This is a genomic window from Sandarakinorhabdus oryzae (assembly GCF_009733735.1).
GTDB lineage: Bacteria > Pseudomonadota > Alphaproteobacteria > Sphingomonadales > Sphingomonadaceae > Sandarakinorhabdus > Sandarakinorhabdus oryzae.
The window spans coordinates 18688-30534 of record NZ_WNJP01000018.1 but is presented as its reverse complement, the minus strand read 5'-3'; the positions used below and the strand labels follow the sequence as shown (position 1 = coordinate 30534).

Genomic DNA, 11847 nt, shown 5'->3' with positions numbered 1-11847 from the left:
CCGGCCAACCCGACCCGCAGTGCGCCGCCGTGACCGCCGCCGCCCGCAGCCTGGCCGCCATCTGAGCCCGGTCAGCGCCAGCCCACCGCGCGTTCGCTGCGCGCGACCCGCAGCCGGCCAGCAGCCGGATCGGACGGCGCATAGTGGAAGCCATCGGTGGCCGGGTCTTCCCAGTCCGCCACGGCCATTTCCGCGCCGTCCGGGCGCAGCCATTGGCCGGGTTCAGGGAAGACATTGCGCCAGGGGCCGCGCTGGCGGCGGGTGCGGGCCAGGGCGGCGACATGGTCTTCCAGCGCGGTGTCGCGGGTCTTCCAGTCGATCCAGCTCAGCGCATTGTCCTGGGCATAGGCATTGTTGTTGCCCTGCTGGCTGCGGCCGAATTCATCGCCGGCGGTGAGCATGATGGTGCCAGTGGAGGCAAACAGCGTGCCGAGCAGCGCGCGCAGGTCGGCAGCGCGGCGGGCGAGGACGGCGGGATCATCGCTCGGGCCTTCAACGCCGTTGTTCCACGAGAAATTCTCGCCATGGCCGTCGCGGTTGTCCTCGCCATTGGCGTGGTTGTGCCGCTCGGCATAGGCGACGGTATCAGCCAGGGTGAAGCCATCATGGGCGGCAAGGAAATTGACGCTGCGGCAAGCCGCACCGAAAATGTCGGTCGAGCCGGCCAGCCGGGTTGCAAGCGCGCCGATGCCACCATCCCCGCGCCAGAAGCGGCGGACATCGTCGCGGAAACGGTCATTCCATTCCAGCCAGTTGGGCGGGAAGTTGCCGAGCTGATAGCCGCCGGGGCCGATGTCCCACGGCTCGGCGATCAGGATACGGTCATTGAGTTCGGGATCGGCAGCGATTTCGCTAAAGATCGGGGCCGTTGACGAGAAGCCCGGCCCGCGCGCCATGACTGGCGCCAGATCGAAGCGAAAGCCATCCACCCCGCACTGTCGGACGAAGTGGCGCATGGTCGCCAGCGTGAGTGCGCGCACCGCCGGATTGGCGAAGTCCAGCGTGTTGCCGCAGCCGGTGTCGTTGATCAGGCGGCCATCGGGGTCGTGGGCGTAAAATTCATTGTCCAGCCCGCGAAAGCTCAGGATGCCGCCCTGGATGTCGCTTTCGCCCGTGTGATTGAAGACGAGATCGAGGATGACATCAATGCCGGCCCGGTGCAGCGCCGCCACCGTGTCGCGCAGTTCGGCGACACCGCCGGGGCACAGGCCGGGATCGAGCGCCATCGGCACCACCGGGTTGTAGCCCCAGGCGTTGCGCAGCCCCAGTGGCGGCAGGTGGCGTTCGTCGATCCAGGCGGTGACCGGCATCAGCTCGATGGCATCGACGTGGAGTTTCTTCAGGTGCGCAATGATCGCCGGATGGGCCAGCGCCGCCACGGTGCCGCGCCGGGCGTCCGGCACGTCGGGGTGCAAAAGGGTGAAACCGCGCACATTGATTTCATAGATGAGGCCACCCGGCGCGAACCGCGGCGTGCGGCGGCGGACGCGTGCGGTGCGACCGGGCACGATGGCACGCGGCACGATGGGGGCGGTATCGACACCGAACCGAGCCAGGGCCGGTTGCTGCACGAAGCGGCTTGTCAGTTCGACGGCGTGGGGATCGACGAGCAGCTTGGCCGGATCGAACCACAGGCCGGCGGCCGGGTTCCACTCCCCCTCGGCGCGATAGGCGTAAGGGGTGCCGACGCGATCACCCGGCAGGCTCACCACCCACTCGTCGCCGTCGCGGCGCATGGGCAGCCGCTGTTCGGCGGCGCCATCAAACAGGCAGAGGAAGACGGCGGACGCCTTGGGCGAACGGACACGAAAGTGGGTATGGCCTGCCGCGTAATGGGGCGTCATGTCACCACGTCGGGCCGGGTTCGTCCCGTATGGCGAGTGATGCCGGCCATCGTGTCGGCCGCGGCGATCAGATCGGCCAGCATGTCCGCCGTCTCGCGGTCCATGGCGCCATCGGGCGGCTGATAGGCCTCCAGATAGACGCGCAGCGTGGCCCCTTCGGTGCCGGTGCCCGACAGGCGGAAGACGATGCGCGAGCCGCAGGTGAACAGCACGCGCAGGCCCTGGTTGGCGCTGGTCGAGCCATCGACCGGATCGCTGTAGCTGAAACTGTCAGCCGCCGCGACGCTGAGCGGGCCGAAGGCGCGGCCGGGCAGGCTGGACAAGGCCGCCGTCAGTTCCGCCATCAGCGCGTTGGCGGCGGCTGTCTCCACCGCCTCATAATCATGGCGGGCGTAATAGTTGCGGCCAAAGCGCGCCCAATGTTCGCGGGCCAGCGCATCGACGCTCAGCCCTCGCACCGCGAGGATGTTGAGCCAGAGCAGCACCGCCCACAGCCCGTCCTTCTCGCGGACATGGTCGGAACCGGTGCCGGCGCTTTCCTCGCCGCAGATGGTGGCCAGGCCGGCATCGAGCAGATTGCCGAAGAACTTCCAGCCGGTCGGCGTCTCGTAACTGGGAATGCCCAGCGCCTTGGCCACCAGGTCCGCCGCCGCGCTGGTCGGCATGGAGCGGGCGATGCCCTTGAGGCCGCCGGCATAGCCCGGCGCGAGATGGGCGTTGGCGGCGAGCATCGCCAGCGAGTCCGACGGGGTGATGAAACGGTGGCGGCCGATGATCAGGTTGCGGTCACCGTCACCGTCTGACGCGGCGCCGAAATCCGGCGCACCGGGGGCCATCATCGCGTCATACAGGTCTTTCGCGTGCACGAGATTGGGATCGGGGTGATGCCCGCCAAAATCCTCCAGCGGGGTGCCATTGCGCACCGTGCCTGCCGGAAAGCCGAGGCGCCGTTCGAGAATCTCGACGGCATAGGGCCCGGTCACCGCGCTCATCGCGTCGAAGATCATGCGGAAGCCGCCGGCGACCGCGCGGCGGATGGCGGCGAAATCGAACAGGCGCTCCATCAACGCGGCATAATCGGCGACCGGGTCAATGACCTCGACCGTCATGTCGCCCACGACGCTGGTGCCGATACTGTCGATGTCGACATCGCCCGCCACCGCCAGCCAGCGGTCGATGGTCTGCGTGCGGGCGTAGATGGCCTCGGTCACCGCTTCCGGCGCCGGGCCGCCATTGGCGATGTTGTACTTGATTCCGAAATCCTCGTCCGGCCCGGCCGGGTTGTGGCTGGCAGACAGGATCAGGCCACCACTGGCGCCATATGTGCGGATGACATGGCTGGCCGCTGGCGTGGACAGGATGCCGCCCTGCCCGACCAGCACGCGGCCATAGCCATTGGCCGCCGCCATGCGGATGGCCTGGGCGATGACCACCCGGTTGTGGAACCGGCCATCGCCGCCGATCACCAGCGTGGCGCCGGCCGGCCGCTCCACCACGTCGAACACGGCCTGGATGAAATTCTCGGCATAACCCGGCTGCTGGAACACCCGCACCTTCTTGCGCAGGCCGGAGGTGCCCGGTTTCTGCCCGGCGATGGGCGACGTGGGGATGGTCTCGACGGTCATGGCGTGCCTGTCAGTTCACGATAGAGCGCGGCATAGCGCCGGCCACTGGTGGCCCAGGAAAAATCCTGCTTCATGCCGGCGCGCTGAAGACTGCCCCACTGCTCGGGCTGGTGCCACAGCGCCACCGCGCGGGTGATCGCATCGGCCAACGCCGGGTAGGTGACACCCGAAAACTGGATGCCGGTGGCGACGCCGGCGCTCAAGGCGGCGAGATTGGCGTCGATCACCGTGTCGGCCAGCCCGCCGGTGCGCGCCACCACCGGCACGCAGCCATAGGCGAGGCCGTAGAGCTGGGTGAGGCCGCAGGGTTCGAAGCGGCTGGGCACCAATATGGCATCGCCGCCGGCCTGCAGCCGGTGAGACAGCGCCTCGTCATACCCGAATTTCAGCCCGATCCGCCCCGGATGCCGCGCCGCCCCGGCGGCCAGCCCGGCAATGATCCCGGCATCGCCGCTGCCCAGCAAGGCCAGCCGGCCGCCGAGGCCGACCAGGTGATCGAGCACCTCGACGAGCACATCCATGCCCTTCTGCCAGGTCAGCCGGCTGACGACGATGAACAGCGGGCCGTCGCCCGGCTCCAGCCCGAATTCGGCCTCCAGCGCGCGCTTGTTGGCCTTGCGTCGCGCAATGGTGGCGGTGCTGTAGGGGGCCGGGATATGGGCATCGGTCGCCGGGTTCCATTCGGCCGGATCGATGCCGTTGACGATGCCCTTTACCCGATCGCCGCGGCTGACGATCAGGCCTTCGAGGCCCATGCCATATTCGGGCGAGCGGATCTCCTGGGCATAGGTCGGGCTGACCGTGGTGATGACGCTTGCCGCTTCCATGCCAGCCTTCAGGAAACCGACGCCGCCATGATATTCCACCCCGGTCAGCGACCAGGCGGCCTTGGGCAGGCCTAGCTCCTTGAATGTCTCGCGGCTGAAATAGCCCTGGAAGGCCATGTTGTGGATGGTCATCACCGTCGGCACTGCGCGGCTGCCGGGCAGCGGCGCAAAGCGCAGATAGGCCGGGGCGAGCCCTGCTTGCCAATCGTGGGCGTGCAGCAGGTCAAACGCCCGTGCCGGCACCAGCCCGCCCGCGAGGTCTGCCGCGGCCCGGCCCAGCGCTGCGAAACGCCGCCAGTTGTCGGGCCAGTCGTGGCCATTGGCATCACCATAAAGGCCGCCGTCGCGCGCAAACAGGCCGGGCGCATCCAGCACGATCAGCGGCTGCGCGCCCAGCTTGCCGGCCACCAGCCGCGCCTTCTGGCCGAGCAACTGGTCATAGCTGTGCAGCACGCGGCCGCGTTTCACCGCCTTCATCACGGCCGGATAGCCCGGCAGCAGGGTCGTCATCTCGATCCCGTGCGGCGCCAGCGCGGCCGGCAAGGCGCCAGCCACGTCAGCCAGCCCGCCAGTCTTCACCAACGGCACCGCCTCCGATGCGACGGACAGTACCCGCAGCATCACAGTTCCAGTCGGTCGATCATCGGCTGGGTGATCAGGCACACGCCCTTGTCGGTGCGGCGAAAGCGCTTGGCGTCCAGCACCGGGTCTTCACCCACCACCAGCCCGGGCGGAATCTTCACGCCGCGATCCAGCACCACCTTCTTCAGCCGGGCGTTCCGGCCGATGTCGCACCAGGGCAGGATCACCGATTCCTCGACATGGCTCCAGCTGCGGGCAAGCACCGAGGTGAACAGCAGGCTGCGTTCGACATGGCTGCCCGAAATGATGCAGTTGCCGCTGACCAGGCTGGAAATGGCCTCGCCGCGACGGCCAACCTCGTCGTGCACGAACTTGGCCGGCGGCAGCATCTCGGCATGGGACCAGATCGGCCAGTCGCGATCATAAAGATCCAGTTGCGGGATGATGTGGGTCAAGTCGACATTGGCTTCCCAATAAGCGTCCACCGTGCCGACATCGCGCCAGTAGACGCCGGTCTCGTCCTTGCCGCGCACACAGCTTTCAGAGAAGCGGTGCGCCACGGCCTTCCCGTGCTTGACCAGGTACGGAATGATGTCCTTGCCGAAATCGCGGCTGCTTTCGGGGTCGGCCGCGTCGCGGCGCAGCTGTTCGAACAGGAAGCGGGTGGAAAAGACATAGATCCCCATCGAGGCCAGCGACACGTCGGGCTTGCCGGGCATCGCCGGCGGATCGGCGGGCTTCTCGACGAATTCGACGATCCGATCCGTGTCATCCACCGCCATCACGCCAAAGCCGCTGGCCTCGGCGCGCGGCACCTCCATGCAGCCCACGGTCACATCCGCGCCCTGGTTGACGTGCTGCTGCAGCATCAACTCATAATCCATCTTGTAGATGTGATCGCCGGCCAGAATGACCAGATATTCCGGGCCATGGCCTTCGATGATGTCGATGTTCTGATAGACGGCGTCGGCCGTACCTTCATACCACTGGGTTTCCGACACGCGCTGCGAAGCGGGCAGGATATCGAAGCTCTCGTTGCGTTCCGGGCGCAGGAAGTTCCAGCCCATCTGCAGGTGGCGGATCAGCGAGTGGGCCTTGTACTGCGTCGCAACCCCGATGCGGCGGATGCCGGAGTTCAAGGCATTGGAAAGCGCAAAATCGATGATGCGCGTCTTGCCGCCAAAATAGACCGCGGGCTTGGCGCGCCGGTCGGTCAATTCCATCAGCCGGCTGCCGCGCCCGCCAGCCAGCACATAGGCCATGGCATCACGAGCCAGTGGTGCCTGTCGTCTTTGTGCCATGCGATCCCCTCCCCTCATGCCGCCGTTCTGGCGGTCACTTATCCCTCATACGCAAACATCAGTGTCGCCAATGGTGGCAGGATGACGTGGGCCGCGCCGTCTGTCACCGTGATCTGGCCCAGATTGCCCTGGCCGCTGCCGCCATAGATTGCGGCATCGCTGTTCAGCACCTCGCGCCACACGCCATCGTGGGGCAGCGGCAGGCGGTAATGGCTGTGCACGGCGGGCGTCATGTTGCTGATCACCGCCACCGGCTTTGCGCCCGGCGCCTTGCGCAGCCAGGCAAAGACGCTGGCTTCATTGTCGTTCACCACCAGCCATTCAAAGCCTTCCGCTTCGCAATCGCGGGCATGGAGCGCCGGGGTTTCGCGGTAGAGGCGATTGAGATCGCGTACCAGGCGCTGGATGCCGGCGTGCGCGGGCGCGTCCAGCAGCTCCCAATCGAGCGCGCGCTCCTCGCTCCATTCGCGGCGCTGGGCGAATTCCTGGCCCATGAACAGCAGTTTCTTGCCGGGATAGCCCCACATCAGGCCATAATAAGCGCGCAAGTTTGCGAATTTCTGCCAGTCGTCGCCGGCCATCTTGGTGAGCAAACTGCCCTTGCCGTGCACCACCTCGTCATGGCTCAGCGGCAGCACGAAATTTTCGGCAAAGGCATAGACCAGGCCGAAGGTGATCTCGTCGTGGTGATGTTTCCGATGGATCGGGTCACGCGCCATATATTGCAGCGTGTCGTGCATGAAGCCCATGTTCCATTTGAAGCCGAAGCCCAGCCCGCCTTCGTGGGCGGGCTTTGAAACACCGGGCCAACTGGTCGATTCCTCGGCGATCGTCACGATGCCGGCGTGACTTCCATAGAGCGCCTTGTTCATGGCGCGCAGGAATTCGACCGCCTCCCAATTCTCGCGGCCGCCCTGTTCGTTGGGGATCCATTCGCCAGCCTTGCGGCTGTAATCGCGGTAGAGCATCGAAGCGACGGCATCGACGCGCAGGCCGTCGACATGATAATATTCGGCCCAGAACAAGGCGTTGTTGACCAGGAAGGCCATCACCTCGCGCCGGCCGAAATTGTAGATGGCGGTGTTCCAGTCAGGGTGGAAGCCCAGCCGCGGGTCTTCATGTTCAAACAGCGCGGTGCCGTCGAAATGCGCCAGGCCATGCGCGTCAGTCGGGAAATGCGCCGGCACCCAATCGATCAACACGCTGATCCCGGCACGGTGGGCGCCATCGACGAAACGCGCAAAGCCGGCGACATCGCCGAAGCGGGCCGACGGGGCGTAAAGGCCAGTGGTCTGATAGCCCCAGCTCGGATCATAGGGATGTTCGGACACCGGCAGGAATTCGATGTGGGTGAAGCCCATCTCGACCGCATAGGGGATCAGGGTTTCGGCCATCGCGTCCCAGGTCTGGAACCAGCCGTTGGCATCGCGCCGCCACGAGCCGGGATGGACTTCATAGATCGCCATCGGCACCCGGCGCGGATCGATGCTGGCCCAGTGGGCGCGGTGGGCGGCATCGCCCCAATCCGGCTTGGCGGGCCGGGCGGTGAGGGAGGCCGTCTTCGGTCGCAATTCCGACGCCAGCGCATAGGGATCGGCCTTCAGCGGCAGCACCGTGCCATCCGGGCCGACAATGCGGTATTTATAGGCCCGGCCCGCCCCGATATCGGGCACGAAGATTTCCCACACGCCGATATCGACGCGGCGGCGCATCAGGTGACGGCGATGGTCCCAATCGTTGAAATCGCCGACCACGCTGACAAAGCGCGCATTGGGCGCCCACACCGCGAAATGCACGCCGCTCGCGCCTTCATGATCAATCAGATGCGCGCCCAGCTTGTCGAACAGCCTGAGGTGCGTGCCCTCGGCAATCAGGAAATCGTCCATCGGGCCCAGCACCGGGCCAAAACTGTAGGGATCGGTCACCCACCAGGCGTGGCCGCCGGCCTGGCAGTGATATTTGACCGGCTGGCGCTTGCCCTTCAGCCGGCCTTCGAACAGGCCGCGATCATCGACACGGGACAGGGCGCCGAGCGTCGTGCCGGACAGGCTGTGCGCCACCGCCGTCTCCGCGCCGGGCAGGATGGCGCGGGCAAACGGTCCTTCCGGGCCATCATGCACACCGAGCAGCGCAAAGGGATCGGCGTGGGTGCCGTCCAGCAGTGCTGCAATCGCCTCCCCCGGTGGCTGCATGGCCCTCAGACTTTCCAGATATCCTTCGCATATTCGGCGATGGTGCGGTCGGACGAGAACCAGCCGACATTGGCGATATTCCTGAGCGCCGCGGTGCGCCAGCCGGCCTGGTCATGCCAGCGCTGGTCCACCGCGCGCTGGGCGGCGGCATAGGCGTCGAAATCGGCTGCGACCATGAACCAGTCGTGGCTGTAGAGACCGTCCATCAGGCCGCGATAGCGCGCCGGGTCGTCGGGCGAGAACACGCCCGAGGCGATCGCCTCCACGGCCTGGTGCAGCTCGCGCGAACCCTCGATCACGGCGCGCGGATTGTAGCCATTGGCGCGCTTCTCGGCGACCTCGTCGGCGGTGAGGCCGAAGATGATGATATTCTCGTCGCCCACCCGGTCCTTGATCTCGATATTGGCGCCATCCAGCGTGCCGATGGTGAGCGCGCCATTCAGCGCGAACTTCATGTTACCGGTGCCCGAGGCTTCCATGCCCGCTGTCGAAATCTGCTCCGACAGGTCAGCCGCCGGAATGATGCGTTCGGCGAGCGACACGTTGTAGTTGGGCACGAACACCAGCTTCAGCAGCCCGCCCACCGACGGGTCGCTGTTGACGCGGCGCGCAATGTCGTTGGCCAGTTTGATGATCAGCTTGGCGTTGTGATAGCTCGACGCGGCCTTGCCGCCGAAGATCTTTACGCGCGGCACCCAATCCCGCTCCGGATGACTGCGGATCTGGTCATACAGCGCGACGGTCTCGATCAGGTTCAAGAGCTGCCGCTTGTATTCGTGAATGCGCTTGATCTGCACGTCGAACAGCGCGTCCGGGTTCAGCCTGATGCCGGTTAGATCCTTCAGATGCGCCACCAGCGCCACCTTGTTGCTGCGCTTCACCTCGGCAATGCGCTCACCCAGCGCGGCGTCGCCGGCCAGATCATCCAGCGCCTGCAACTGCTCGGCATCATCCAGGAAGCTGTCGCCGATGGCGTCGCGGATGGTGGCGGTCAGGGCCGGGTTGCACTGCTGCAGCCAGCGCCGCGGTGTCACCCCGTTGGTCTTGTTGTTGATCTTGCCCGGGAACAGCTTGTTGAGCGCCGAAAACACCGTCGTCTTCATCAGATCGGTGTGCAGCGCGGCCACACCGTTGACGCTGTGGGCGCCGGCAAAGGCCAGATTGGCCATGCGCACCCGCCGCTCGCCATTCTCGTCGATCAGCGAGATCGCGGCGATCTCGCCATCGTCCATGCCCTGGCGGCGGGCATCGCGCAGGATGCGGCTGTTGATGGCATAGATGATCTGCATGTGCCGCGGCAGCATGCGCTCGAACAGCGGCAGCGGCCAGCTTTCCAGCGCCTCGGGCAGCAACGTGTGATTGGTGTAGGCGACAGTGCGGCGGGTGACGTCCAGCGCCTCGTCGAATTCCAGCGCATATTGATCCACCAGCAGCCGCATGATCTCAGCCACCGCCACCGCCGGGTGGGTGTCGTTGAGCTGGATCGCCGCCTTGTCGGGCAGGGTGCGGATATCGCCATGATATTGGACGTGGCGGCGCAAAATGTCCTGGATGGAAGCCGAGGTGAAGAAATACTCCTGCCGCAGCCGCAGTTCCTGCCCGGCCGGGCTGGAATCGGCCGGATAGAGCACCCGCACAAGGCTGTCGGCGCGCATCTGATCGGCCAGCGCGCCGAAGTGGTCACCGGCGTTGAAGGCATCCAGCCGGATCGGATCAAGCGCCGTCGCCGTCCACAGCCGGAGCGTGTTGACGCGGCGGCCGCGCCAGCCAACCACGGGCGTGTCCACCGCGGTGGCCTCCACCACTTCGGCCGGTTTCCAGTCGACCGCTTCGCCGCCGGCCGCGCCCTTGGCGATCACCTCGCCGCCATAGCCGATGCGATAGCAGCTCTCGCGCCGTTCGAATTCCCAGGGATTGCCGTGCGCCAGCCAGGTTTCCGGCAATTCCACCTGCCAGCCATCATCGATGCGCTGGCGGAACATGCCGTTCACATAACGGATGCCATAGCCATAGGCGGGGATGTCGAGGCTGGCGAGGCTCTCCATGAAGCAGGCTGCCAGGCGGCCAAGGCCACCATTGCCCAGCGCCGCATCCGGTTCTAGATCCTCCAGCGCGGCCAGATCGAGCCCTTGCGATCGCAGTGCCTGTTCCATCTCACGACCAAGGCCAAGGTTGGAAATGGCATCGCGCAGCAGGCGGCCGATCAGGAATTCGAGGCTGAGATAATAGACGCGCTTGGCGCCGGCCGCGTGGGTGCGCTGGGTTGATTCCATCCACAGATCGATGACCTCGTCGCGCAATGCCAGTGCCGCCGCCGTGTACCAGTCGTGCGGCTTGGCGGCGCGCTCATCCTTGCCGACGCGGTGGCGCAGCACATCAACGATGCGCGCTTCCAGCTGCTCGGCCTTGGGATTGGGTCGGGGCGGCATGCGGGCACTTCTCCTTGGCGCGAAGGGAACGTTCACATCAACCCGAGACGGGCGCAACGGTCAATCATATTCAGCCATCCTTCCTCATGCCTGACTATGCCGGCCGCGCGCGATCCGGCAACAGGCGAATGACCCGCGGATTCGTATTCATCGCCAGCGGCAGGGTCTTGTGCGGCCCAAAAGCCAGGTTCAGCCCCGATGGGGCTGTTCAGGCGACGGCGCGCAACGGCCGGCCGGAACCCAGGAAGTCGCGGATCAGGCCGATCGTCTCTTCGGCCTGGTTGACCAGGAACAGATGCCCGCCGCCGTTGATGATCGTCATTTCGGCATTGGGGATCAGGGTCTTCAGGATGGTGCCATTGGCCACCGGCACGATCTGGTCATCATCGCCCATCAGGATCAGCGTCCGCGCGCCCAGAAACGGCAGGAAGGGCGCGCTGGTCCAGCCCAGCATTGCTGCCAGCTGGCCCAGATAGCCCCTCATGCTGGGCGGCTTGATGCGGTCGGCATGGCCGCCGGCACCATCAGTGGTGCCGCCATAAAGCGTGCGGAAATTCTTCAGCATGAATTCGGGATCGGTGTAACGGCGCGGATCCGCCATCTTCGACAGCGCCGCCAGCTTGCCGGGCACCATCAGCATGCCAGCCGATGTGGCGGCGAGCACCAGCTGCCCGGTGCGCCCCGGATATTGCAGGGCGAACTGCTGGGCCATGCCGCCGCCCCAGCTCACCCCCATCACGTCAACCTTGTCATGGCCGAAATCGCTGATGATCTGCTCGGCAATGCGGGCGATCATCCACGGGCGATAGGGCAGCAGCGGATCGGGCGATTCCCCCACCCCCGGCATGTCGAAAGTGATGACCTCACGATCATCCAGCCGCTCCGGCAACGGCGCCATCAGCTCGATATTGGCGCCGATGCCGTTGAAGAACAATAACGGCCGGTTGGCCCCGGCCCCTGTGCGCGCCGGCCAGCGCGCCACCCGCAACGTCCGGCCATCCACCTGCTTCATGTGAAATTCGGGGGTATGGCTGGACGTCATGGCAG

Annotated in this window: 7 protein-coding genes; all 7 read right to left on the bottom strand. The window is 66.0% G+C overall.

Features of this window, described 5'->3' with window-relative positions; translation table 11 throughout:
* Nucleotides 1-71: 71 nt before the first annotated feature.
* The 7 genes from glgX to GJ693_RS03410 all read right to left on the bottom strand — a co-directional run bounded on the left by glgX (nucleotide 72) and on the right by GJ693_RS03410 (nucleotide 11842).
* On the bottom strand, nucleotides 72-1844 hold the full coding sequence (gene glgX, locus GJ693_RS03440) for a glycogen debranching protein GlgX (RefSeq protein ID WP_156254939.1): 1773 nt from the start codon (nucleotides 1842-1844) through the stop codon (nucleotides 72-74).
* Nucleotides 1841-3469: an alpha-D-glucose phosphate-specific phosphoglucomutase gene (locus GJ693_RS03435; RefSeq protein WP_156254938.1), complete on the bottom strand. Its 1629-nt coding sequence runs from the start codon at nucleotides 3467-3469 to the stop codon at nucleotides 1841-1843. The genes glgX and GJ693_RS03435 overlap by 4 nt, the downstream gene beginning before the upstream one ends.
* Nucleotides 3466-4920, bottom strand: a complete 1455-nt coding sequence (glgA, locus tag GJ693_RS03430) for a glycogen synthase GlgA (RefSeq protein ID WP_156254937.1) — start codon at nucleotides 4918-4920, stop codon at nucleotides 3466-3468. Before glgA ends, GJ693_RS03435 begins: the two co-directional genes overlap by 4 nt.
* Complete coding sequence (glgC, locus tag GJ693_RS03425) at nucleotides 4917-6179, bottom strand: glucose-1-phosphate adenylyltransferase (protein ID WP_156254936.1); 1263 nt, start codon at nucleotides 6177-6179, stop codon at nucleotides 4917-4919. The genes glgA and glgC overlap by 4 nt, the downstream gene beginning before the upstream one ends.
* A gap of 38 nt (nucleotides 6180-6217) precedes the next feature.
* Nucleotides 6218-8371: a 1,4-alpha-glucan branching protein GlgB gene (gene glgB, locus GJ693_RS03420; RefSeq protein WP_156254935.1), complete on the bottom strand. Its 2154-nt coding sequence runs from the start codon at nucleotides 8369-8371 to the stop codon at nucleotides 6218-6220.
* A gap of 5 nt (nucleotides 8372-8376) precedes the next feature.
* Entirely contained in the window at nucleotides 8377-10800 is a 2424-nt protein-coding gene (locus GJ693_RS03415; protein ID WP_156254934.1) for a glycogen/starch/alpha-glucan phosphorylase, read from the bottom strand.
* Nucleotides 10801-11008: 208 nt separating this feature from the next.
* Nucleotides 11009-11842 carry an alpha/beta fold hydrolase gene (locus GJ693_RS03410; RefSeq protein ID WP_235902601.1) on the bottom strand — a complete coding sequence of 278 codons (834 nt, stop codon included), beginning with the start codon at nucleotides 11840-11842 and terminating at the stop codon, nucleotides 11009-11011.
* Nucleotides 11843-11847 lie beyond the last annotated feature (5 nt).

Bases quoted from the DNA above. Each gene is read 5' to 3' on its own strand.
- GJ693_RS03415 (WP_156254934.1), bottom strand. From the start codon at position 10,800: ATGCCGCCCCGACCCAATCCCAAGGCCGAGCAGCTGGAAGCGCGCATC.
- GJ693_RS03410 (WP_235902601.1), bottom strand. From the start codon at position 11,842: ATGACGTCCAGCCATACCCCCGAATTTCACATGAAGCAGGTGGATGGC.
- glgX (WP_156254939.1), bottom strand. From the start codon at position 1,844: ATGACGCCCCATTACGCGGCAGGCCATACCCACTTTCGTGTCCGTTCG.
- glgB (WP_156254935.1), bottom strand. From the start codon at position 8,371: ATGCAGCCACCGGGGGAGGCGATTGCAGCACTGCTGGACGGCACCCAC.
- GJ693_RS03435 (WP_156254938.1), bottom strand. From the start codon at position 3,469: ATGACCGTCGAGACCATCCCCACGTCGCCCATCGCCGGGCAGAAACCG.
- glgC (WP_156254936.1), bottom strand. From the start codon at position 6,179: ATGGCACAAAGACGACAGGCACCACTGGCTCGTGATGCCATGGCCTAT.